This window comes from Bradyrhizobium sp. CCBAU 45384 (assembly GCF_028128665.1).
Lineage (GTDB): Bacteria > Pseudomonadota > Alphaproteobacteria > Rhizobiales > Xanthobacteraceae > Bradyrhizobium > Bradyrhizobium manausense.
This window is the reverse complement of the sequence record NZ_LBIZ01000089.1, coordinates 1-23753: the sequence shown is the minus strand read 5'-3', so window position 1 is coordinate 23753 and position 23753 is coordinate 1. Positions and strand designations below refer to the sequence as shown.

Genomic DNA, 23753 nt, shown 5'->3' with positions numbered 1-23753 from the left:
ATGGTCTCGGGCTCATTTCACGGCCCCGAAGGTAAGACCACGTTCGAGATGACGCTGACCAAGGATGATCAGAATAACAGGTACGATCATGGTCACCACCAGACCCGCAGCCATGACCGGATAGAACTGAACGCCCGGATTGAGCAGCTTCAGGAGAGCGACGGTGACCGGTGCTTTCGTCGAACTGAGGATCAGGCCGAGAGCGAAGTTGTGCCACGCGAGCAGGAAAATAAGCAATGAAGCGCCTATCAGGCCGGGTTTTAAAAGCGGAAGGACGATGTGCCAGACAACCCGGAATGGCTTTGCACCATCCATGGCCGCCGCCTCCTCAATGTCCTTAGGGATGTCCTCGATATATGAACGGCTGAGCCAGATGATCATCGGCAGCGTGACGACCTGATACACCCAGATCATACCGAAATAGGTGTCATAAAGTCCCACTGTCTGGAACACACTGAACAGAGGTATGACGACAAGGAGCGCCGGCGCGAAGCGAAATCCAAGAATGAAGAATGCGATGTCCTCCTTCATGGGGATATCACGCCGCGCCAGGACGTAGCCTGCAGGCACCCCGGCGATCAGCGATACGAACACCGCGCCAAGTGAGATCACAACGCTGTTGGTGACCGGCGTTAGGAAATCAACTTTGATGGTGCCGTAGCTTGTAGCTCCGGCCTGCGCTGTATCGAACAAGACGCGGAAGTTTTCGAAAGTCGGCGTGAAGATGAAGCGCGGCGGCCAGGTCAGGACCTCCGCCTGCTGCTTCAGCGACATCATCACGATCCAGACCAGCGGAAATGTCAGGACCAGCGTACAGGCAACAACCAGCAAATTGAGGAGTAGGCTTGCGGGCGTTGAGCGATTTAAACGCATCTTAAGCCTCCTCTAGCTGACACGCTGCCGGACCAAGCGCCACAACTTCACCATGGCCATGGTCCCGAGAAGTACGATCAACCAATTGACGACCATAAGCGCTGCACCACGCCCGAAGGCAAGATTTTGATAGGCCGTGATGTAGGCGCGGACCGAGAGCACGGAGGTACTGTCACCCGGGCCTCCTTGCGTTGTTCCGAAGATGATATCGAACTGATTGAGCGATTCGATCAGCCGAAATACCGCGGCGATCAGAATGTAGGGGGCGATGAGCGGAAGCTCGATATGGAGGAAGGTTGCCCAACCCTTCGCCCCATTCACCCGCGCGGCTTCTCTGACCTCATCGTTGATGCCCTGCAGGCCGGCGAAGATGATCAGCGCGAAAAACGGCGTATAAGTCCATATGTCGATGAGAACCAGCGAGAACATCGCCGTGCTGGCGTCTGAAATCCATGCGAACCGGCCGATCCCAACAAGCGAAAGCAAATAGTTCAGGATTCCGTTCTGCGGATCCATCATTGTGGTCCACATCAAAGCGACGCTCATTGGCGGCAGAACCAAGGGAAGGAGAATGACGGGTCGCATCAGCCGGGCAAGGAACACCCCACTTGCGAACAATTTGGCGAGCGCAAGCCCAAACAGCGCTTCCGCGAGCACGGCGGAGCAGGCATACGCCATGGTCGCCCGCACGCTATTCCAGAAATCCTGGGTCTTGATCGCTACATCATAATTGGCCAATCCAATGAAGCGAACCAGGGGACGGCCAAACCTCAGATCCGTCAGCGATTGAAAGACCCCATAGAAAAACAGAAAAAGAAATCCAAGCAGGATGATGATGGCGGGCGCAATCGCAGCAAGGCTCCACCAGTCAAGCGCATGCTGCTCGGCGCCTTGCACCTGCTCGTCCTTGGACGGTGCCAGTTGCCCTGCCGATGAGTGTAACGTCACGGTTGCGTCGGTGCCTCGAAGGTCCATCGCTCACTTCTCAAAAGATACTCGGGCGTGGTGGGGGGCGGCAAACCCTTTTGCCGTCCCCCGATCGCCTTACATGGAAGAGCGGATCTCGAAGGCGAGGTCGGTCAACGTCGCCTTCACGTCCGCCCCATTGACCATTTTCTGCATGGCGACTGCCCAGGCATTCATGGCCTCGGCAAACCCTACGCGCGGCGTAAAGGCGAGCGCAGCCCTGTCCTGCACGCTTTTGAAGGTATCCACGAAGTTCGCGAATTCCGGTTTAGCCGCATAGTCGAGCCAAACCTTGTCGCTCCAGGTCGAAGCGCGCGGAGAGTTGACGAGCTTGCCGGCGACGGCTCCGTTCAGCTCAACCTGCTTTGACGTCGCCCATTGAATGAACAGCCACGCCGCTCCCTTTTTCTGGGAGGCAGCATTCATGGCCAGGGACCAGATCCAGATGTTGGATTCGAAATTCTTGCTGTTCGGAGCGCGCAGCGGGGGAGCGAATGCGATCTTGCCCGAAGCGGGCTTGCCGGCAACATCGTTCCAGAACCCGAACATGTTGGAATCGATCGCCATCGCTGTCCGACCCGAATTGATACCGTCGACCACCTGATACCAGTTGTCGTTGGCAAAGGATGGAGCGGCGCACTTTTTGATCATCTCCACATAGTCTTTGTGAAAGACGATCGACTCAGGCGAATCGAGACCAGTTTCCAACTTGCCGTCCTTGACGACGAAGTCGTGGACACCATAGGACTTGGCGATCGAGACCGCGGCCGTGTGGATGCTGCTCCAGAAGCGCACTCCCCTAATCCCCAGAGGTGTGATCCCGGGATCAGCAGATTTCAGCTTCTCGCAAGCTGCAGACATGTCCTGCGGGGTTACCGGGACCTTGATACCGTGCTTGTCCAGAATGTCCTTGCGGTAGAACAACTGGATGTTTTCGAAGCCGTGCGGGATCGCCCATACCTGACCCCGGCCGGCCTCGATCTGCCCGCCCTCGATCTCCCAAGTCAGCGCGTCACGTAGTGCGGGGAAGAAGTCCTTGTAGTCATAGCTTGCCGAGGTGAGCTTGGGATCGTTCAGATAGCGATCGAGCGGCTCGAGCAGTTGGCCGGGTGCGAGATCCCAAGCCGGCTGAATCCCCGTGCCGACGACGTCCCAGGAGGGCGACTTTGTGCTCAGCTGGATGGTCAGCTTATTCCAGTAGGCGTCATCCGGATAAAGCTCGGGCGTCACCTTGATGCCTGTCAACTTCTCAAACTCAGGCAGCTGTGCTGCAACCGCGTCGGCATAGGGATGGATGTCATATGCCCACACGATCGAAGCGCCCTCGAACTGGCGCCAGTTGATATCCTCTGCTTTGGCCTGGCCGAAAGATGCGGCCGCACCGCCTAGCAGAGTTGAGCAAATCAGAGCGGTATTGAACAAATGAGCCGAATGGCCGCGCGAGGCGGCTTGCGTCCTTGGCATTAATCCCTCCTCTGGGCTCTTTGGCCCGGAAATTCACGTGCCCCTCCTCTTCCAGGGCCGCGAGTGTCGGGAACGCTAACCGTCATTTTCCGCCCATATTCACCCATTCCGATCGAAGTTGGGTAACATTGGGTAAGTCAAGAGAGCAAGCATCGCCAGAGCCAAAGCCAACGTGGGAGATGATCAATGCAGGCGGATGATCAAGCGCCGCGAAGCCAATCTCGTAACGACCCGTCAATCCGGGATAGCTGATCGAGCTTTTGCATCAGCAGCAGGTTCAAATGCTCTATTTGGTCTCGCCGTTCGTCGAAGGTGCGACGATCTTGCTCTCGAGCGGCTCTTTCAAGGGAGACGAGAACGCGCTGCAGAATACCGATGCATTGCCGCAACCTTTCGCAATCTCCGATCGCGCCGACGATCTGTTGTCTCGGCTGGCCAAACGGCGGAGCGATGATTGTTGACCCCGCAGCTTGGGAAACGGCCAGAACTGCTTCCGTCGGAGCGCCTGTTTGTGTTGTTTTGCAATTCATCCAAAAGCTTTTGCTTGTTTGCATTGAGCGAGAGAAAGCTCAGGCTGCGCGAACGCTTTGCAGGAACTTCTCCACTTCTGTCCTGAGCCGCGAGCTGTCGCTGGACAGGACCCGCGCTGAAGCAAGTAGCTGACCTGAAGCCTCTCCAGTTTTATTGGCCCCGCGCTGCACGTCCACGATGCTTGAGGCGACCTGCTCTGTCCCTTGCGCTGCATGCTGAATGTTGCGCGAAATTTCCTGCGTGGCGGCGCCCTGCTCTTCAACCGCAGAGGCAATTGCCGACGATATTTCAGAGAGCCTACCGATCGTGAGACCGATATCCCTGATGGCCGAAACAGACTTCTGCGTTGCCGATTGGATGTCATCGATTTGGTTGGCGATCTCGCCTGTCGCCCTCGCCGTTTGCTCGGCCAGAGCCTTGACTTCGCTCGCCACGACAGCAAACCCGCGGCCCGCCGCGCCTGCTCGCGCCGCTTCGATCGTGGCATTCAAAGCCAGCAGATTGGTCTGCCCGGCAATATTGTTGATAAGCGCAACGACATCCCCGATGCGCGTGGCCGCCGCCGAGAGCGCGTTCACGCGATCGTTGGTTTGGTGGGCTTGTCGAACCGCCCCACTCGCAATCAAAGCGGCTTCCTGAACTTGCCGGCTGATTTCGGTCACCGAAGAGCTCATTTCCTCGGTCGCGCAGGCGACCGATTGCACATTGCTGGAAGCCTCCCCGGAGGCGATAGACACCTGAGCAGAGAGCCTTTGCGTCGTCTCGGCCGTGTTGCTGAGGGCATTGGCGGCTGCCTCCAAATCGGTCGAAGACGAGAACAAGGTATGTACAATATCTCCAACCGCACTCTCGAAGCGGCTGGCGAGTTGTAGGAGCTCCGTGCGGCGCTGATGAAGCGCACGAGCCTCGCTCTCCGCCTGCTCGGTTCGCAATTGATCAGCCTCGATCATGCCCCTTTTGAAGACTTCGACTGCATCTGCCATTTCGCCGATTTCGTCAGGCCGTCCAATCCCAGGCACTGTTGTGGACGTATCATGAGCTGCCAGCCTGCCCATCGCGGCTGTCATTCCCTGAATGGGTGTCGCTATGGCGCGCGCGGTCAGGAACGCAATGACAATGCCGAGCGCCACTCCAGCAACAAGAAGTCCCCATAGCGTCACTCTCAACAGCCGTAGACCCGCTTCCACCTCATGTCCGCCGTCAGCGAGCAGCCCCATCTGGACGGTCTTGATTCCGCCACTTCGCGCTCCATCCTCGCCGGTGGTGCCGTCGAGCAGGTCCAGGATCTTGAGCGCGCGTGGCGCCGCTTCGCTGGCGAGAATGTCGGCGGGCAAATTCCAGCCAGGGGAGTCCCGCAGGGCGAAGATCCTTTCAAAGAGCGATGAAAATTCCTGCGCGGCCTTGGTGACCTTATCGAACGATTCCCTTTGCCTGGGCGTAAGAAGCGAGGCCTGGGCGGTCACGTCGGCGAGGCCCCTCTCGAACAGCTCCCAAGGCTTGAAGCACTTCTGCTTATCTTGCTTTTTGCCCGTCATCAGATATGTCCGAAGCAGTGATATTGCGGCCGCGAAATTGCCGCGCGTATCGGCTAGCGCTTTCAACAATTGCTTTCTCTCGGGTGTCGCCTCAAGGCCTCCCTCCTCGTCGATCATTCGAGTGGTTTCCGAAAAAATGCTATCGGCACGGGGGTCTGCCTCCGTCGTCATGAGCTTTGTCGCCGGATACGCGTCCGCGGTGAACGCAACCGCCTCCGCCTTCTCCTGGGCTGCATGAAACTCTGAAATCAAAGTCTTGGCATCCGTCCACTTGTCTCGAGTTTCGGAGCCGGCGAAGTCTTTCGACAGTTCGTCAAACGCGACCACCATCGCATCCATTTTTTTCCACATGGCCAGCCGGTCGAGCTTGGCCTGCGAATTGCCGTTCAAGAGATAGCCGCGCAAAGCCGAGAGCGTCGCATGAATATTGCTGACCAATTCGCTACTGGCGATCGCCGCCGGCGTGCGCGAGCTCACCATCTGGTTGACGGTGATAGAGACGGCGGTGACCGACACGAGTGTGACTGCGACTGAGAGCACAAAAATCGTACACACGACAAAGAAGCCGGCGACAAGTCGGCCACGAATGCGAAGTTTCAATCTGGCGAACATCCCAATTCCCCAACAGCCCATGATCCCTCTATCTTGAGGAGGGACATTTATGATCCGGTTAGTCAAAATTTTTCCGAGCCATCGCGCCTCGCAGCAAATTTTGGACGACACGCAGTCGCGCCGATCATTCAAAGATGGCTGCATCACAAAATTTGTCGCCGAATGGCCTCCTTCAGGCTGCGCATTTACCTCAAGCGAGATGCGCCTCTCGAGCACACAAGCATGTCGAGCGAGGTCGGACTCGGGTGGGGAGACGATAGGCGCACATCCGCGCTGCAGCGTTTAAATGTCACCTTAATCTCCGCGACCCGTACCGCAAGTCTCTCTCGAAGCGCGTGATCAAGCTGCAGCGTAGTTCGGCTAGCGAGAGCTCCGTCCGCAGACAATGACAGAATACAAAATCTCGGGCTGGCTCCGCCTTCCGCTGCATTCTCAGGGACTTGGCCTTGAGGTGCTTTTTGGGGGGCGCAGGCCCTACCAGGCGTGGGCGCATCGCGCTCGGAGTCGCGTGCCCCTTCGGGTCGCTGTGCGCAGGCTCTCCGGGTGCTATTTTGCCTTGAGGCGCGCAGCGACAAGACTGGTTCAAGGCAAACGCCTGAAGAACTCCAAAACCTGCCCGCGCTTCAATTGCGCCGCAGAACTAGTTGCTCGGTGCCATCAACGCCATGCAACTGAAATACACTCTTTGACGTATCCAAACCGATGCGAACGTTCGTTTCCATGGGAGGCTCCTTCGTGCGAGGTCAGCGACGACCTCATCTTGCCACGCAGTGTGGCGGAAGGGGGCCATCCACCCCAACACGAGACGAGAGCCCGCGCGGCAAAAACCGCACGCGCGAAGCAGAAAATCCGCTGGCCCCAGGGTCTAAATGTCCTCGCGCGCATGCGTCTGCGCGTCATTGGTCCTGATTTGAAGCATGGAAAGCGCCTCTTCAGTTCTTCTCAACCGCTCTTGTGCCCTCCCCCCGGGTTGCAAATTCGCACCTGAGGCAGCCATACATTCCAAGCGCGTAACCAGAGGCCGGCAGTTCACAGGTGACTGCAACCATTTCATTCCCATTGTGCTGTGAGGTGGCTCGGGCGAGGGGGTAGCGTGGGTCGCCCAGAGCGCGCTAGGGCCGTATTCCAGTTTGGCGTCATGGACGCTCGTTTCTGATGCCGCGCCACGTCGCAATATTCTCAAGGCAATTTCATCTTTGCGTCAGCGCGCCTGTTTGAAAAGGAGCGAGGGTCAGCGGCTCCTTGACGTACATTTTCACGATGAGGCGTATGCCAAGTCGCTCCCTGTCCCGACGGCTCGCGGGTTATCTTTTCAGACCCAAGCAAGGTGCGAAGCCATGCGCCGACATGCTCACTTGGCAACAACGCGCTGCGATAGCGAAGTTAGCTCCCTGGCCTGTCTTTCGCGGAAAGCTATTTCTCCGGCGATTTCGAGCCTGGATATTCTCAATTTCGATGACACCGCTCGCCTGATCGATCGCGCGTTTGGCGATCGATAGACCGAGCCCGCAGCCCTCGCCGCTCGGCTGGCCGCCGCGGAAGAAGGGCTCGAATATGCGCACGATGTCAGCCTGCGTGATACCGGGCCCGCCATCCTCGATTTGGACGACCGCCATTTCGCCCTCCCCGGTGACGCCAAGATCGACTGTACCACCGTCCGGCGAAAACTTGATTGCGTGGCCTCGCCTTGAACCGTCCCTGGGCTTCGGCTGTGATCCTTGTTGCCATTGTCGTGCTGATTGCGGTCCTGCCCCAACGCCCTGGCCGGCACGCAGAAACTAGGGTCGTCCGGCAAATGCGGTAACCTTGCGCAGTGCGGGACAGTTCTGCACCCCGGAGCATATGCCGTGTCGAGCACCCCGGGGGGCCGCTACGGTAGAGTCGAGGATGGGCGCGGTAGCTTGGGGCCATTGGCCATCGCCCCGTTTCCCATCCCACCGGGTCGCCGGAGGCAGTTGCCCGCCTCCGGCTCCCACAGAACGTAGCGTGCGGATTTACCGCACTACGCTCTTCGACAGTTGATTCACAGCACTGCAAGAGCCTGCAACTCCGCATATGGGAGGCGCAGCTTTGGTTTCAGTAGCGGCGTCCGTTCTTTGATCTGGTTGAACATGCTCCAGTTGAGGGCTCGTCCCGCCCAGCTACGGCTGCGCAACATCCGATGCCAGTAACGCTGCACGGCACGGTACACCTTTACGAGACACCGAAGATTTCCGGCGACCCCGTAATAAGCATAGTGGCCGCGCAGGAAGGCGTTGATTTCGCCGACCTGGTCACTGATCGCGTGATGTCGTATTTGCCGCATGAGCTCCTGCAGTGACAAAAGGCTGCGCCGCAAGCGAGATTTCTCGGTGCGCATCCCAACCTTGAAGTTACCCTTCTGGTTTCGCGTGCAATACAGCGTCAGGCCCAAGAAGTAGATGGTCTCCGGGCGTTTTCTGCTGCGTTTGCCTGCGTGTCGCTGCGCGAACCGGCCAAACTCAACCAATTTGGTCTTGGTCGGCTCAAGAGTGAGGCCGAACTTTCCCAACCGAAGGCGTAAGGCGTCCTGAACACGGATGGCGTCCGATCGATATTGGAAGCAGATCACAAAGTCATCGATATAGCGCACCAGCCGGGCTTCGCCCCGCAACCGGCTCTTCACCACGCGTTCGAACCAGAGGTCGAGCACATAATGCAGATAAAGGTTGCTCAAAAGTACGCTGATCGATCCCCCTTGCGGTGTTCCTTCCTCGTTCGGATGGACCTTTCCACCTTCCAAGACACCCGCTTTCAGCCAGCGCCGGATCAAACTGATCAGGCGTGGATCACCGACTCGATGCGCAACAAATCGGAGAACCCAATCATGATTGAGACTCCCGAAGAAGTTCTTCAGATCCGCCTCCAGCATCCAACCCATCTTGCCGCCGGCGATGGCCTCATTGAGGGTCGCCAAGGCATGATGAGCGCTGAGCTTTGGCCGGCCACCGAATGAGCAGGGCAGAAAGTCCCGCTCATAAATGGCAGACAATACTTCGGCCGTGCTGCGCTGGAGCGCCCGGTCGGCGACAGTTGGCACGCCAAGTGGCCGCTTTTCCGTCTTGCCGGGCTTGGGGATATAGACCCGCCGAATATCCGGCGCTCTATATCCTTCACGGTGAATGGACTGGAGCATCGGCTCTATCCATACATCGAAGCTCTTCTTCGCCGCCTCCACCGTCTGACCATCCACCCCTGCGGCCGACGACTTCGGAATCTGTGACAGACTCCTCCATACCCGGTCGCGCGAGATGTGATGTGCCAGCGACGTGAAGCGGAGTTTCGGTTCACATCGAGCTTTCGCTGCTATCTGTTCAAGTTTCGTTTCCATGGTCAGCTGATCTTCTCGTTGCATAGAAGGCCGTGTCTCCCGTTGCATGGAGCCCATGTTGCCCAAGAACAATTCACCTACCGCTGACCGCTTCCCCATGTGGCCGGCTCTCCCGTCCTCCGAGTACTATCAGTCAGTATGACTTCCACTCGGTCGTCAGGCCTCCCTCACCTTGTCGGCTTGTCGGGCCCTACAAACTTGCGTTTGAACCGAATGGATCTCCCTTGTTCCCGTTGATCCCCTTGGTTGCATGCCGGCGGTACGAACCCCGGGAGCACCTCCGGCCACTCGCTCTGGCGCGGCCTGAGATTCCGCCTTCCCCTTTGAGCGACAGGGTCGGCTACTCCGATCACGTTCGATTTCGGGGCTATTTTCCCGTTCACTGCATTCCGGCCTACCACCTCCCTGTCTACGCTTCGCAGCGGCCGTTACCGGACGCCACGCAAGACTCGGTACGCGGCTGCTCGCTAGGCTTTACCGCGGCCGCCATCTCAAGCGGCAGAGTTCAACGCGCTTTCAAGGCGCAACGCTCATCAAACCGGACGTGCCGATTTCCGGCATCCGGCTTTCCGACTGGCTTCACCGCGAGACACGCGACGGGGCCGCTCGGGGCAGGCGTTGGAGGCACAGAACGCCGAGTTCTCGATGAATGACATCGAATGTGAATCGGCGATTGCCGCGCCCTTGCACCTTGTGCCTTCGCACGAGGAACCTGCGCACACGTTCGAAGACGTATTGGTCGACGCTACGGTATGCCTTGCTCCGCGAGCCGTAGCCGAAGTAGTTGGACCAGCCTCGCAGTGACCTGTTCAGCTTGTCACATACTTCTGGCCATGGATCGATATTGCTCGGCACCAGAACATCACCGATCCTTGTCTTGAGCCGTTGCACACTCTTCTTGGACGGGCTCGCGCCCAGATACCAATTCCCGTTCGCCTCAAACCAATGCGCGCCGAACGAGTAGCCGAGGAAGTCGAAGCGTTCCTGTCGGGCGTTTCTCAACGAAGTTTTCGCCTCGTTGATCGTCAACCCGAGCTTGGTCATCACCGCCTTTGTCCACGCCAATGCCTCCGCCGCGCGACCGCGGCTGAGGATGACGAAGTCGTCGGCATAGGAGACGACGTGAGCGCGGAACGTGTCGCCGCTTTCAGTCAAACGCCAATGCTTCAGGAACCGGTTCATATAGATGTTGGCCAGCAGTGGACTTGCGACACCGCCTTGCGGCGTGCCGCGCGTGTTTCGCTTGCCGCCACCCATGCGCCGGATCTCATCCGCGTCCCGTTCTTCGATCGGCGCCCTCAGCCACATCTTGATGAGGCGCAGGACGTTTCGATCCACCACACGCCGGGCTACTGATTTGATCAGCTCGGAATGCGGGATCGTATCGAAGTACTTGGACAAATCAGCATCAACGACGTCAGCATAGCCCCGGCATAAATGCCGGTGTACTTCCTTGACCGCGTCCACCGCCCCGCGAGCGGGCCGGTAGCCGTAGGCATTGTCCTCGAAGTCAGCCTCGAAGATCGGTTCGATCACGATCTTGGCGGCAGTCTGAATCACACGATCACGAATGGTCGGAATGCCGAGCGGACGCTCGCCACCATTCGCTTTGGGGATCATCACCCGCCGCACCGGATCAGGTCGATACGTCTTCGAGACCAGTTCCGCGCGCAAGCCCGCCAACCAGGCTTCCAGGCCCTGCTCCTCGATGCGAGCAAACGTCATCCCATCCACACCCGGCGCACCCGCATTGATGCGCGCGAGCCGATAGGCGTGGTCTAGGATGTCCTCGCGACAGATCTTGTCGTAGAGCAGATAGAAGCGGAAGGTGGGCTCCGCCTTCGCTTTGCAGTAGAGCTTTCTCTGAAGGCTCCGGATCTTATCAGGCGTTGTCAGGCTCATCACCAATCACCTTCACCTCACCATCTTCAAAAGCGCACCAGAAGTCGGGGCCCTTTGCTCCGCCGGCGTTACCCGGCCTCAACGCTCATATTGCCCCGTCCGACTCCCGCCGTGACCACCGCCTGATGCGATGCTGAGGCCGCTACCCTCGTCCGCGACGGGTCTCCCCCTGTAACTGCGAACCACCCTTCCGACGTGCCGTGCCCACTACCCCGGCGGATCGCGTGGGTGCGCGTGTCGATTGCTTCCCCACACGTGCGGCCTTCCCCAAATGACCGGAGGGTCGGCATCCGCATTCGAACTTTCGAGGCCTGCTCGGGCTTCACTCTGTTACGGCCCATCGGATCGCTCAGCGGCCCAAGGCCGCCTTCGTCGCAGGGCTCCGACCCAGCCAGTTACCCGGCCGAGCCGCCTGCCAGCTTCCGGACCAATCGACAATTATCCGGGTGAGATCCTCCCTCACTGATAGTTCGCGCCCTCGGGGCGCACGATCAATTGCGACGATTTGGCTCGTTTTAACAGCGGACATATCCTCGGCCGTGAGATGCGGCTGCCATCTGCCAGAAACAGACTCATGCGCGGCTGCGAACAGGCGGTATCAATGGCAGTGATCGTCGGTGACGAAAGCTGCACGAAAACACAATCAGCAAGTTCCACTCGCAGAACCGCCAATTTCTTTCGCGCAAAAAGAATGACATCGTACAAATACGGGGGCGTTCGCATAGTTAGCGATCCGTTTACACTGCTTGCCTATTCTTTAGGCATTGCTCAGCCGTGTCGGGATGGACCATGTTTCGCCGCATCAACAAAGTCGTTCAAGACGCCATCGGAACCGCGCAGGCGGTCAATCGTTCGCAAGCTGTGATCGAATTCGAGCCGAATGGGACGGTTGTCACCGCTAACGCCAACTTCCTCGCGGTCGTTGGGTATTCGTTATCGGAGATACAAGGCAAGCACCACAGCATCTTCGTTCCTTCGGCCGAGCGCGAGAAGCCCGGCTATGCCGAGTTCTGGAAGAGGTTAGCGCGCGGCGAATTCCAGGCCGCGCAGTACCACAGGATCAGAAAGGACGGCTCCCCGCTGTGGCTACAAGCGACCTACAACCCCATTCTTGGAAAGGACAGGAAACCCTACAAGGTCGTAAAGATCGCTACGGACATCACTGCGCAACACGTAAAGAATGTTGAGCAAAACGGAAAGATTGCCGCGCTGGATCGTGCGCAGGCCGTCATTGAATTCGACTTGAACGGCAACATCATCACCGCAAACGAAAATTTCCTGAGAGTGATGGGCTACGGATTAGCTGAAATTGCCGGCAAGCACCATTCCATCTTCGTTGATTCAAACTTTGCGGCAAGCACCGCGTACAAAGAGGGATGGGCTAAACTGAACCGGGGCGAGCTTGTCAGCGGCGAATTCAAGCGCCTGGCTAAGGGCAACCGCGAAGTTTGGATATTAGCGTCGTACAATCCGATCCTCAACGAGTTCGGAAAGCCCATCAAAATCGTCAAATTTGCAACTGATGTAACCAGAGAACGCCTGGAATCCGCCGACACGAAGGGGCAGATTGAGGCCATTCGAAAATCGCAGGCGGTTATTGAATTTGCAATGGATGGCACCATCCAATGGGCGAACGAAAACTTCCTTGGTGCGATGGGCTATGACTTGGGTGAGGTGAAAGGAAAACATCACGGCATGTTTGTCGATCCTACTGAACGCGGCTCTTCCTCTTACAAGGAGTTTTGGGATCGCCTTAGAGCCGGTGAATATCAGGCCGGTGAATTTAAGCGGCTTGCAAAGGGCGGCCGCGAGATTTGGATCGAAGCCTCGTACAATCCTATCATCGATCCCAACGGCAAACCTTTCAAGGTTGTGAAATACGCGACCGACGTGACGGAGAAAGCTGTTGCACGGATGAAGGCTGAAGAGGCTAAGGGACTCATTCATTCCGTCGCAGCCGGAAGCGAAGAAATGTCTGCTTCGATTCGCGAGATTTCCGAAACGATGGTCAAGGCCCGCAGCGTAGTAGACACGGCAGTCAGCCGAGTCGAAGGCGCAGATGGCCAAGCGCAGCGTCTCACGATGGCAACCGATGCGATGGGCGGGATCGTCGAGTTGATCGCGAACATCACTGGGCAGATCAATCTTCTCGCGCTGAATGCGACTATCGATCTGCTCGCGCTGGCGAAGCGGGGCGCGGCTTTGCCGTTGTTGCATCGGAGGTCAAGAGTTTGGCAAATCAAGCTAAGCAGGCCACTGACAAGATCAATGCTGAGATTGCCGCACTTACCGGCGCGTCCGGTGATGTGTTAGGTGCGCTAAATGCAATCAAATCGGCTATCGTGAACGTTGACGAATATGTCACCAGCACCGCTGCGGCAGTCGATGAACAAAGCGCAGTGACTGCCGACATGGCCTCGAATATGCAACGGGCGGCACTGGCGTTGGCCTAGTATTGTAAGATCGTCGCACGCAAACAGGGAGCAGCGGGGAAGCTGCGCATTGGATTTAGACGATGGACAACCTGGACTTAATGAACGCAGAACTTCGGAAACACCGACTAGAATTGGAGGTTGTCGACCGAGAGGTGAACGAGATTGCTTCTATCAGCGATGTTGCCGTTCTCCCTGCACTGAAGCGTGCTTCTGAGCGCATGCGCGAGATCGCCCGAAGAATCGAAGTTCTTACGGCAGCTATTGCACACAGCGGCCCAGACGGCACGTCCTGAGCATTGCGGCTCAGGGGTACTCGGGACGAATTGGCCGGTTTAAGTTCAGGCCCCTCTACCCCTAACAGAAGCCGACATATCTTCGCGGTGGGACACCGGCGGCGATAAGCCAAATGCCGACTTCTCGGAAGCAATTTCCGGGCTGTTGCCTGAGGCTTTTTAGTGGTAATAGCGCGCTCATGTTTGATCCCATCCAATTCGCACTCTACATTACTGCCGCGCTGCTACTTGCCATAACGCCGGGGCCGGGCATTTTTTACGTGGCTGCACGGACCCTCGCGGGTGGCCGGGGCGAAGGTATTAGCTCCAGCCTTGGAACCGGCTTAGGTGGTATGGTTCACGTCGTCGCTGGAGGCTTGGGGATTTCGGCCATCGTGCTGACCAGTGCAGAACTATTCACCGCGCTTAAGTTCGTGGGAGCCGCCTATCTCGTTTGGCTGGGTGTACGCACGTTCCGATCCGCGCGTAAGGATGCGGGGTTCGGCAAAGCGACGGCCTCCATTGGGACGCGGCGAGCGTTTCGGGAGGGGGTACTTGTGGAAGCGCTGAACCCCAAAACCGCAGCGTTCTTTCTAGCCTTCATTCCACAGTTCGTCGACTTGAACGCTGGACATGTGGCGATCCAGTTTATTGTTCTCGGCGCGGTGTCAGTCTTTTTAAATACGCTGGCAGACATTGTGGTGGCTTTTGCTGCAAGCAGTATCCGAAGCGGTGTAGCTGAACGCCCAAAACTTATTCAAAGACTGCGCGAAGGGTCAGGCGCAGCGATGGTGATGCTTGGCTTAGGTTTGGCTTTCGCTAAACGGCCTTCCTGAGGTTCAGGGCCATTACCGCTATGGGTTAACCTGCGAAGGGCGCGGCGCAGCTTCGCAGGCGAGCCAATTTCGGACCCATGCGCCGCATCAAGGGGCATGATGACGCCCGGCGCGTTTGCCGACGCCGAAGCGTCTTACCGCCGTTCGACGACAACTGTTCCTCTGACGACAAATAATGTCCGGTTGCCGTCAGTTACCTCCGTGGCGACGCAGGTGTTGTCGGAACGCACCGCGGTTCTTTTCAGGTCGGCCGGCATCCGCTGGGCGGCTCGGTCACATGCTGCCTTATCAGTGGGGAATAGTGCTCCAATAGGGTCTTCAATTTTTCGCCCGCGCATGCTGATGAAAGAAGTAGCGAGGCATTGGCACCTGCTCCATTCAGAGTCAGCGAAACTTAGCAGTCAACGAAAGGTTGCGCGGTTTGTGCAAAAGTGAAATTACCTTCGTTGAGCCTCAGAATATTTGTCTCGCGCCTCTTGCCCTTGATGATCTCGGCAAGGACGCGGGCACTCTTCGGCTTGGACCCGCCTTGCGTGGCCTGCGTGATCTATTCAACGAACATAACCCTCGCCCACGGCGATAAATCACTTTGCCAACAAAGCAGCCATTCTTTCGGCTCTCATATCCGGCCCTCGAGCCAATATTTGTTGTGTTTCGTTCGGTCGCGGAACGACGATGAGCTTGCCAAGTTTTCCCGATGGCTCGGGTTCGTGATCCCGGGCCAGAAGGTGACTTGTGCCCCAGCTCACTTACCCTTTTGGTGACGCTGGGGCCTTTTTGTCTGCCGGCCGGCCAGCGTCAATCTCGGCGCAGACCCTCCGCCTCGGTCAACGCGTCACCTCGGCGTTGTCTTCGGTTTTTGCGGCTCTTCCTCAAGTGATGACTTCCCAGCCACAACTGCGATCTTCGCTACCGGGCCCCGACGAAAGTGCCCAAATGCGCTCAGTCGTCTACCTCCTGTTGCTGCGAACCGGCGATTGAGCGGCTGGCCTATGAGGATTTTACGCCGCCTGGAAATGCAATCGTGGAACGGCCGCGACCAGCCTCCTCGTATAGGGTTGTTGAGGCCGCAAAAACACCTCGTCTGCTCCGCCAGCTTCGATGGCCACGCCATGATTCATGACAAGAACACGGTCGCTCAGGTGGTGCACGACGCCGAGATCATGCGAGATGAAGAGATAGCTGACGCCCAAATGAGACTTGAGGTCGCCAAGCAGATCGAGAATTTGCGCCTGGATGGATACATCAAGTGCCGCGACCGGCTCGTCACACACGATGATCCTGGGGCGTGGAGCAATCGCGCGGGCGATCGCAACCCTCTGGCGTTGACCGCCCGACAGCTCCAGTGGACGCCTGGTCCTGAAGCCTGGTGACAGACCCACAAGATCAAGCAGCTCACTGAGCTCGTATTGTCGACTGCCTCTGTCCAGGGAAGAGGCTCCGCGGCGTGTGACCAAGGCATCTTCAATGACCCGCTCGATGGTCCAGCGCGGATCGAATGAACTGAGTGGGTCCTGGTAGATCACCGAAATATCCGATCGCCGGCGTCGTCGCTGCTTCTCTGTCGCAGAGGTCCACGGTTCTCCTTCAAGCCTCACCTCTCCTTCATCAGGCATTTCGAGCGCGAGCGCCATGCGTGCTACGGTCGTCTTCCCAGAGCCTGACTCCCCGACGATGCCAAGCGTCTCTCCCTCGGCGAGGCTGAACGAGACCTCATTGACGACGGTACGCAGCTTGCCATCCGGTCCGCGAAAGCGCTTGACGAGCCTTTCCGCCTCGAGCAGCGGCTTACCACGCTGTGCGATATTCGATCGGTTCAGCTCTCTGGTCTCTTCGCCTGAAGCCGAGACGAAGCGCGGCGCTCTGGAGGACGACAGACGGCTCCCGCGTGACCGGACGGACGGGATCGCCTTGAGAAGGCCCCGGGTATATTCATGTCTCGGATCGCCAAAGATCTGTTCTGATGAGCCATGCTCGACCATTTCGCCGTGCCACATGACGATGACTTCGTCGGCCATCTGCGATACCACGGCAAGATTGTGGCTGATGAGGATCATGGCCTTGCCGCGCTCGCGGGTTTCGCTGAGCAGATCCAGGATCTGCGCCTGGATGGTGACGTCCAGCGCCGTCGTGGGCTCATCTGCGATCAAAAGAGCCGGATCGAGAGCGATCGCGGTCGCAATCAGGGCTCGTTGCCGTTGGCCGCCTGACAGCTCATGTGGAAGCTGCCGCGCCTTCACCGCCGGCTCGGGCACGCCGACGAGCTTCAGAAGCTCAACCACCCGTTCTGTCAAGTCTGCGCCCGTCCTGATGGCACGGTGAACAGTCAGCGCTTCACCGATCTCGTTGCCGACCGGTCTTAACGGATCGAGCGACACAAGCGCGTCCTGCAACACGAAGCCGATGCGCTTGCCGCGCAAGGCTCTCCATTCCTTGTCACCGAGCCGATCAATATTCTGTCCCTGAAAGGTCAGGCGGTCAGCCTGGACATGAGAACGCGTGCCCGTCAGGCCAACCAGGGTCCGGGCGGTAACGCTTTTGCCTGAACCAGATTCACCGACGATCGCGACGCACCGGCCTTCCTCAACAGTGAAAGAGACCCCCTTGACCACAGCTCGACGCGCATGCGCCGGCCCGAAAGAAACGTTGAGGTTTTGTACCGTGAGCAGCGGGTCGCTAGCCGGGAACCGTGTGGCGTTTGGCCGGAAAGAAGCTGCGGGATAGGTCACATTCATGAAAGCTCGATCCTTCCTTCCAGGCGTTGCTGCACGTACTGGCCGATGACAGTCACAGAAAGCGCGAAGGCAGCGATCGCTATACCGGGCATGATTTCGAGCCACCATGCATAGATCACGTAGTTGCGGCCGGCATTGAGCAGCGCGCCCCATTCCGATGACGGGGGCGCAACTCCCAGGCCGAGAAATGATAGGCCGGATGCCCAAATGATCGCTTGCCCGATCCCGAGCGTGAACATTGTCGCAAGCGGGCTGATGGCGTTGGGAAGGATATGCTTGAACAGGATGCGCCGTGGCGAGTGGCCGAGCGCCTTTGCCGCCTCAACATACCCGGTCGCTTTGACCCTCAGAACCTGCACCCTCACCATGCGCGCATAGCCGGGCGACGTTCCAAGGCCGACGGCGATCATCAGCGTCGAGACCGAGGTGCCCAGCAACGAAACGAAGAGAAGCGCCAGGAACAGAGTGGGGAGAGCGAACAAGGCGTCGAAGAGCCGGCTGAGCACATTGTCGATCCAGCCGCCGGACAGGCCCGCCGTCACACCCAGTATGAGCGCGATGGCGAGGCTGAGCGCACTCGCACCGAGGCCAATCGAGAGAGACTGACCTGTCCCTGCCACGATACGGGAATAGAGGTCTCGTCCGGATTGGTCCGTCCCCAGCCAATGGGTCAATGAGGGAGCCTTGAGAGGTGACATCAAGCTCAGCGCCAGCGGATCATGCGTCTGAAGCAATTTCGGCTCGATCGCTGCGACCAGGAAGAACACGACGAAGACAGTCGCGATGAGGACCGGAACCGGAAGCGTACGAGCGCCTCCTAGCACTCTTCCAGGGAACGCTTTTGCGTGTCCGGCGGAGCTCGTGGCGAAACTCATGCCTGCTTCATCCTGGGATCGATAAGCTGCACCGCGATATCCACGACCAAGCTGGCCGCGACAAACAGGGAAGCTGAAACCAAGATCACCCCCGAGACGACCGGGACATCGCGTGTCGACGTTGCCGCGACAAGAACGCCGCCCAGCCCTTGACGGCCGAAGACCGCTTCGATCAATACCGCGCCCGACAGCAGCTTGCCGATGATCCAGCCGGAAAGGGTGATCCCTGGCAAGGCAGCATGGCGCAGAGCGTGACCCAGGCGGACGCTGAAATCTCCTGTCCCGCGCATCCTGGACGAGGTGATGAAGGGCTGGTCGAGAACTCGCGTGAATTCACTCAGGACCGCCTGACCAAGAAAGCCGTAGATTTCCAAGGCCAGGGCCATTGTCGGCAGAACTAGGCCCATGAGCGTGTTGCCGCCGACGACAGGAAACAGTCGAAGCTGGATCGCGAAGACGACCAGCAGGATTGTCCCCAGCCAATAGGGCGGCAAGATTGCCAGGAGAACCTGAAATCGGCCGAGCGCCCTGGACCACATGTTGTCGCGCCCGGCGAAAAGAACCGTGGTCATGATGGTGATGATCCAAGCCGCCAAAATGGCGGCGAAGGCGAGCGCAATCGTCGGTCCGATCTGGCGCACAATCAGGCCCGTGACAGGTTGATATTGAACGTAGGACTGCCCGAGGTCTCCGTGCATCATATCCCTTATATACTTTCCGTATTGCACGAAGACGGGTTGATCGAAGCCATATCTGGCATTGATGGCGAGCAGCTGGCCCCGAGAAATCTCTCCCACGCTTCCGCTATTTGCATTGAAGATGATCTGGGCGCGCTCCCCGGGCATCAGAAACTGCACAAGGAAGGTGAATGTCGCCGCGGCCCAGACCACGATCACGCCGGATAAGAGCCGGCGCGCCAGCCAGAGGCTTCGGTGGCCTATCCTCTTCGCCGCATTCATTTCTTGCCGGAGAAGTAGGCGTCCGAGAAAACGGGTTCACCCACCGACCCGCTGTCGAGCCAGACGTCCTTCACATTATCGGCTAAAGCGAGGGTGACATCCAACACCGTGTAACTCAGGGACGGCGCGTTCTCGACGATCCGGCGCTCCGCCTGCTGGTAAAGCGCGATGCGTTGCACCTTGTCAGGCGCCTGTTCGGCCTTCCGGATGATGTCCCACAGCGGCAGATCCTGATAGCGGGATGGATTGAAGGGATTGCGGACACCATTCAGGTCGGGCTTGTATGAGATGCGATAGATCTCGGCGCCGGGCGCAACCCAATACAGGGGAACGATCTCATAGTCATTTGGACCAAAATTCTTTCCCGCCCAGAAATCAGCCTGGTTGGTGGGCTGGAGCCGCACGTCGAACCCCGCAGCCTTCGCTTGCTGCTGGATGATCTGCAGGACCTGATCGCCATCGGGAGGCGAAAAGGCGTTGGTGTAGGTGATGCGTATGATCAGCGCTTTGCCGTTCTTAGCTCGAATGCCGTTTGCATCGCGCTCCGTCCACCCGGCCTCATCGAGCAGCTTGTTCGCCTTCTCGATGTCATAGGAATAGGATTTTGAGAGGTCGCTGACATATTCCGGCGAGCTTCGACTCAAAGCGAAATTGCCCTCATAGGGCAGCGAGCCGAGAAAGGCCGCTTGCACGGCAGCACGCCGGTCGGAAGAATAAGCAAAAGCCTGCCTGACACGTACGTCGTCGAACGGCGGTCTCTCCGAGTACAACGCAAGCCGAAGCGGGGTTCCACCCGTCAGGTGACGCACGATCGTGAAGTGGGAATTGGCGTCCTGCCAGTTGACGGCCGGGATATGATAGACAACGTCGGATTCGCCGGTCAGAAGCGAGCCATAGCGTATCGTGGGGTCAGCAAGAAAACGCCACTCGATGCCCTCGACATAGGCTGGGCCTTGATGCTTGGCGTTCGCCGGCGCCGAATTATAGTTGGGGTTTCGACGAAATATGACGTTCTTGCCACGATTCCATTTCTCCACGATGAACGGACCTGAACCCACCGGGCTTTCGCAGTTCACAGCCTTGCCACGCTTCAGCGCCGTCGGCGACAGGATACCTTGCGAGGACTGCGCAAAGACATTCAATAGCGGCTCGAAGGGCGTGTTGAGCGTGACCTTGAACGTCAGCGGGCCAGTTGCCGCCGCGGATTCGAAGACGCCCTTGAGATAAGGGCCGGCAGTCGGATTCTCCAGCTCCGGATTGTCGCTCAACCATCCATTGATGTTATCGACGACCGCTTGGGCGTCCAGAATAGTCCCGTCCGTGAATTTGACGTCGGGCTTGATCTGGAAGATATAAATGGTGCGGTCATCCGAAATGCTCCAGCCGGTCGCAAGCCAAGGCAGGATTTTTCCGTCGTCAGCCCTGACGACCAGATTGTCGCTGAATTGACGCTGCAGGTACCATTGCTGCACCCAACCACCGTAAAGGCACGGCGGCTCCTGGAAGTGACCGTACCGGATAATCCCGCCCGATTGCGGCTTGCCAGCTGTAGCATCCTCAGCCTGCACGGCATCCGCGATCGAAAGGCCCGACATCGCGATGGCGATGATTGCGGCGTGAGACTTCAGACGACGATTTAGACTTTTGAGAAGAAACGCCGAACGAACGGCAGCTGGCTTAGACATGATAAGCTCCAAATGTGACAAGGGGAGAAGAACGTTAGGCGGCGGAGACCTGCTCGGCGCGCTCACCCGGCATTGGAATGCCAAGATGCTCGCGCAGCGTTTCGCCGCGATAATCCGAGCGGAATAGGCCGCGCCGCTGCAGAATGGGAACAACATGATCGACGAACGCAGGCGTGCCGTCGGACAGAACATCCGGTATGACGTTGAACCCGTCGACTGCGCCAGAGCGGAACCACTCTTCGAAGGACGCGGCAATCTGTTCCGGCGTTCCAACCAGGATGCGGTGGCCGTAGGCAGGCGCCTCGACGATGATCTGACGGACGGTTTTGCCGGAACGCGCGAGAGCTTCCACCGTCCGATGCTGGCCGATCGAAAAAGCCGCGTCCGCATGTTCCGTCAGCAAACTGAGATTGATTGGTTCGTCGATCTTCAGCTTCTCGGCAGGAATGCCGAAACGACTGGCCAGCCCATCAACGGCAACGTCGAAGTTGAGAAGGTCATCAAGCTCCGCCTTGCGCTTGATCGCTTCCTTTTCGGTTCCGCCGACGAACGTGACGATACCTGGCAGGACGAGGGGCGCCCGTCGTCCATGTTGAGAAGCAAAGGACCTGAGGCGATCGGCCTCCCGCAAGGCGATTTCCAAATCGCCTGTCGATGAGAACACGGCATCGGCACTTCGCGCCGCGAACTGAAGTCCCTGATCCGATCCACCGGCCTGGAAGATGACCGGCTGTCCCTGTCGTGAGCCCGGGTGTGTCAATGGCCCGCTGATATCGAAGAACTCGCCGGCATGCCTCCTCGTCCGCAGCCTGCCCGGATCACCAAACCGCCCGGAGGCCTGATCCAGGATCAGAGCACCTTCTCCCCAGCTCAGCCAAAGGGTTCGCACGGCTTCCACGAATTCTTCGGCCCGGCGGTAGCGGTCATCACGTGACAGCTCGCGGCCACCAAAGCTCCTCGCTGTATAGACATTGGATGTCGTAACTGCGTTCCAGGCCGCACGGCCGCCACTGACAACGTCAAGCGACTGGAATCGGCGCGCGAGGTTATAAGGTTCGTTATAGGTGGTGGATGCCGAGCCGATCAGGCCGACAAATCTTGTTTCTCTTGCAACGCTGGCAAGCGTAATCGTCGGTTCGATACCGTTGAGCGGTGGGTGCTTGTCGATTGCCGGATTAAGCGCTGGCGTGTCGGCGAGGAAGACCGCGTCCAGCTTTCCACGCTCGGCGAGCTTTGCGGCTCGCACGTAATGCTCAATATCGCAGAATGCTCCGGGAGGATTTCCAGGCCACCGCCACGCCGCTGCATGTCCCCCGGCGCCATGCAGGTTGAGGCCAAGGTGAAGCTCACGTTCACGCGCTGACGTCATCGCGCGGTATATCCCTTACGGATATTGGCACGCCGGAAGCTCAAAAACGTCATCGCACCCCTCTCAATTTTCGGTAGTCATGAACGCGTCATGGCACCTCAACATTGTTGAGTAGCTGACCAGCGTCAACCACGCAGGAAAAATAAGAATGCCTGTTTCAATTCGTGCCGCCGGATAATTAGATTTCTGTTGGGAAAGTCTCACGGCGCGGAACGATAAACTCCGCAACCGAGTAGCCCCATCTCTCTGGTTGCAGTCTCACATGGAGGAAACGATAGCGGCGACCAAGCCGGAGGCACGTGGACACAATTCGCTACAATTTATTTCAGCGACAGGGACAAGAGCGTCATCTGCTCACCGCGCAAAACGATTGAATCTCATGGCGCGCGACCCGGAAAAGAAGGCCGCGATCGGGCCGTAATAAGGTTGCGCGTTCTGAGGTTTAAGGACTGAAGCCGCTCAGCATGCTGCTCGCCCTCGCCAGCAAGATGATGGCGCGTCGTGCTCTGAAGTTTCCAACCGTGGCCAAAAGCTGAGCAACCATCGGCGCAAAGAGTTAAAGGGATCACTGATCGGCCGTCCCGTATCGATCGGCCCTGCTTGTTAACGGGTTTTGGGCGTGCGCCAAGGGCGCATCGCCTTAAGAGAAACGGCACCCGGAGGAGGTTCACCATAGCGCCGACGCGTAGCAGCGGGACCCGGGACCGGGTGCAGTCGCGAGACCGGTTAAGATACCCGAGCTCTGGGCAGTGATAGACGCCGGAATGCAATGACGGCGGGACCCGAGAGCGAGTGCCTCCGGCGAGCGACTCAATGCGGATTTGCGTCTCCTTGGTATCAATTTTGTTTTTGTGATATCGTCTCACTCGTGCGCATGTCTATGCACGGCGAGGGCATGTTCACTGAGAGCCAATTCTTACAGAGGACGACATGGCCAAGAAAGCAAAGAAGGCAAAGAAGACGGCGAAGGCAGCTACCAAGAAGGTGGCGAAGAAGACTTCAAAGAAAAAGAAGTAGTCATATCGGCTGCTGATATATTGCCGCCTCCGGGTCTTAACCCGGATGAAGAGCGAGACCTCCCAAAGGATACGAAGCGTCCTTTGCAGCCGTTTGGTATCGCGGCAAGCTAAGATAAGGCCGGACCTTTGTGCAGGTGGCTGTTGCATAAGGGCCCGGTTTTTTATTTCTGCCCCGCGAGGGCGTGATCTGGTCGTGCGCGAGGGATCGAAGGCGCAAGGCCCAGACGCTGCGCGGCTCGGTTCATATGTGGATGTATATGGACCCCGCCCGATTGCAACGACCGGCTTGATCAGGATCGACGATCACAACTGCTGACGTATATCCGGCTTCTTGAT

Annotated in this window: 16 protein-coding genes and 2 pseudogenes; 3 read left to right on the top strand and 15 right to left on the bottom strand. The window is 58.2% G+C overall.

From position 1 onward, the window contains the following. Positions 1–12: 12 nt before the first annotated feature. The 10 genes and pseudogenes from XH80_RS06915 to XH80_RS06875 form a co-directional block, all read right to left on the bottom strand. Positions 13–873 carry a carbohydrate ABC transporter permease gene (locus tag XH80_RS06915; RefSeq protein WP_271597924.1) on the bottom strand — a complete coding sequence of 287 codons (861 nt, stop codon included), beginning with the start codon at positions 871–873 and terminating at the stop codon, positions 13–15. A 12-nt stretch (positions 874–885) separates the two neighbouring features. Continuing rightward, positions 886–1848 carry a carbohydrate ABC transporter permease gene (locus XH80_RS06910; protein ID WP_271597923.1) on the bottom strand — a complete coding sequence of 321 codons (963 nt, stop codon included), beginning with the start codon at positions 1846–1848 and terminating at the stop codon, positions 886–888. 69 nt (positions 1849–1917) lie between these two features. After that, positions 1918–3303 (bottom strand): ABC transporter substrate-binding protein, encoded by a 1386-nt coding sequence (locus XH80_RS06905; protein WP_271597922.1) that lies wholly within the window; start codon positions 3301–3303, stop codon positions 1918–1920. A 200-nt stretch (positions 3304–3503) separates the two neighbouring features. Then, positions 3504–3833, bottom strand: coding sequence for a hypothetical protein (locus tag XH80_RS06900; protein WP_271597921.1), 330 nt, complete (start codon positions 3831–3833; stop codon positions 3504–3506). A gap of 39 nt (positions 3834–3872) precedes the next feature. Then, positions 3873–5981: a methyl-accepting chemotaxis protein gene (locus XH80_RS06895; protein ID WP_271597920.1), complete on the bottom strand. Its 2109-nt coding sequence runs from the start codon at positions 5979–5981 to the stop codon at positions 3873–3875. Between the two features lie 585 nt (positions 5982–6566). Beyond that, positions 6567–6703: pseudogene (locus XH80_RS43930) on the bottom strand (IS110 family transposase); the annotation flags it as partial. 582 nt (positions 6704–7285) lie between these two features. After that, positions 7286–7654 carry a sensor histidine kinase gene (locus tag XH80_RS06890; RefSeq protein WP_271597958.1) on the bottom strand — a complete coding sequence of 123 codons (369 nt, stop codon included), beginning with the start codon at positions 7652–7654 and terminating at the stop codon, positions 7286–7288. 350 nt (positions 7655–8004) lie between these two features. Further along, positions 8005–9330: a group II intron reverse transcriptase/maturase gene (gene ltrA, locus XH80_RS06885; protein WP_271597919.1), complete on the bottom strand. Its 1326-nt coding sequence runs from the start codon at positions 9328–9330 to the stop codon at positions 8005–8007. 579 nt (positions 9331–9909) lie between these two features. After that, positions 9910–11232 carry a group II intron reverse transcriptase/maturase gene (gene ltrA, locus XH80_RS06880; protein WP_271597918.1) on the bottom strand — a complete coding sequence of 441 codons (1323 nt, stop codon included), beginning with the start codon at positions 11230–11232 and terminating at the stop codon, positions 9910–9912. Between the two features lie 459 nt (positions 11233–11691). Next, positions 11692–11937 (bottom strand): hypothetical protein, encoded by a 246-nt coding sequence (locus XH80_RS06875; RefSeq protein WP_271597917.1) that lies wholly within the window; start codon positions 11935–11937, stop codon positions 11692–11694. A gap of 84 nt (positions 11938–12021) precedes the next feature. Here XH80_RS06875 and XH80_RS06870 point away from each other — a divergent pair. The 3 genes and pseudogenes from XH80_RS06870 to XH80_RS06860 all read left to right on the top strand — a co-directional run bounded on the left by XH80_RS06870 (position 12022) and on the right by XH80_RS06860 (position 14775). Further along, positions 12022–13685 (top strand): annotated as a pseudogene (locus tag XH80_RS06870) (methyl-accepting chemotaxis protein). A gap of 62 nt (positions 13686–13747) precedes the next feature. Continuing rightward, positions 13748–13960, top strand: a complete 213-nt coding sequence (locus XH80_RS06865; protein ID WP_271597916.1) for a hypothetical protein — start codon at positions 13748–13750, stop codon at positions 13958–13960. A gap of 179 nt (positions 13961–14139) precedes the next feature. Then, positions 14140–14775, top strand: a complete 636-nt coding sequence (locus XH80_RS06860; RefSeq protein WP_271597915.1) for a LysE family translocator — start codon at positions 14140–14142, stop codon at positions 14773–14775. A gap of 1001 nt (positions 14776–15776) precedes the next feature. On the opposite strand, the gene XH80_RS06855 is transcribed toward XH80_RS06860, so the two are convergent. From XH80_RS06855 to XH80_RS06835, 5 genes are read right to left on the bottom strand one after another with little or no spacing between them, the layout of a single operon-like run. Continuing rightward, a complete protein-coding gene (locus tag XH80_RS06855) occupies positions 15777–17510 on the bottom strand; it encodes a dipeptide ABC transporter ATP-binding protein (protein ID WP_271597914.1) in 1734 nt (577 codons plus the stop codon). After that, on the bottom strand, positions 17507–18385 hold the full coding sequence (locus tag XH80_RS06850; protein ID WP_271597913.1) for an ABC transporter permease: 879 nt from the start codon (positions 18383–18385) through the stop codon (positions 17507–17509). Before XH80_RS06850 ends, XH80_RS06855 begins: the two co-directional genes overlap by 4 nt. After that, the gene (locus tag XH80_RS06845) at positions 18382–19344 is read right to left on the bottom strand and encodes an ABC transporter permease (protein WP_271597912.1); all 963 of its coding nucleotides are present in this window, start codon (positions 19342–19344) and stop codon (positions 18382–18384) included. Before XH80_RS06845 ends, XH80_RS06850 begins: the two co-directional genes overlap by 4 nt. After that, positions 19341–21029 (bottom strand): ABC transporter substrate-binding protein, encoded by a 1689-nt coding sequence (locus XH80_RS06840; RefSeq protein WP_271597911.1) that lies wholly within the window; start codon positions 21027–21029, stop codon positions 19341–19343. Before XH80_RS06840 ends, XH80_RS06845 begins: the two co-directional genes overlap by 4 nt. 34 nt (positions 21030–21063) lie before the next feature. After that, positions 21064–22398 (bottom strand): NtaA/DmoA family FMN-dependent monooxygenase, encoded by a 1335-nt coding sequence (locus XH80_RS06835; RefSeq protein ID WP_271597910.1) that lies wholly within the window; start codon positions 22396–22398, stop codon positions 21064–21066. Positions 22399–23753: the final 1355 nt, after the last annotated feature.

Coding starts and splice junctions, on each gene's coding strand:
- XH80_RS06865 (WP_271597916.1), top strand. CDS start 13,748: ATGGACAACCTGGACTTAATGAACGCAGAACTTCGGAAACACCGACTA.
- XH80_RS06855 (WP_271597914.1), bottom strand. CDS start 17,510: ATGAATGTGACCTATCCCGCAGCTTCTTTCCGGCCAAACGCCACACGG.
- XH80_RS06835 (WP_271597910.1), bottom strand. CDS start 22,398: ATGACGTCAGCGCGTGAACGTGAGCTTCACCTTGGCCTCAACCTGCAT.
- ltrA (WP_271597918.1), bottom strand. CDS start 11,232: ATGAGCCTGACAACGCCTGATAAGATCCGGAGCCTTCAGAGAAAGCTC.
- XH80_RS06910 (WP_271597923.1), bottom strand. CDS start 1,848: ATGGACCTTCGAGGCACCGACGCAACCGTGACGTTACACTCATCGGCA.
- XH80_RS06905 (WP_271597922.1), bottom strand. CDS start 3,303: ATGCCAAGGACGCAAGCCGCCTCGCGCGGCCATTCGGCTCATTTGTTC.
- XH80_RS06895 (WP_271597920.1), bottom strand. CDS start 5,981: ATGTTCGCCAGATTGAAACTTCGCATTCGTGGCCGACTTGTCGCCGGC.
- ltrA (WP_271597919.1), bottom strand. CDS start 9,330: ATGGAAACGAAACTTGAACAGATAGCAGCGAAAGCTCGATGTGAACCG.
- XH80_RS06850 (WP_271597913.1), bottom strand. CDS start 18,385: ATGAGTTTCGCCACGAGCTCCGCCGGACACGCAAAAGCGTTCCCTGGA.
- XH80_RS06860 (WP_271597915.1), top strand. CDS start 14,140: ATGTTTGATCCCATCCAATTCGCACTCTACATTACTGCCGCGCTGCTA.
- XH80_RS06915 (WP_271597924.1), bottom strand. CDS start 873: ATGCGTTTAAATCGCTCAACGCCCGCAAGCCTACTCCTCAATTTGCTG.
- XH80_RS06900 (WP_271597921.1), bottom strand. CDS start 3,833: ATGAATTGCAAAACAACACAAACAGGCGCTCCGACGGAAGCAGTTCTG.
- XH80_RS06840 (WP_271597911.1), bottom strand. CDS start 21,029: ATGTCTAAGCCAGCTGCCGTTCGTTCGGCGTTTCTTCTCAAAAGTCTA.
- XH80_RS06845 (WP_271597912.1), bottom strand. CDS start 19,344: ATGAATGCGGCGAAGAGGATAGGCCACCGAAGCCTCTGGCTGGCGCGC.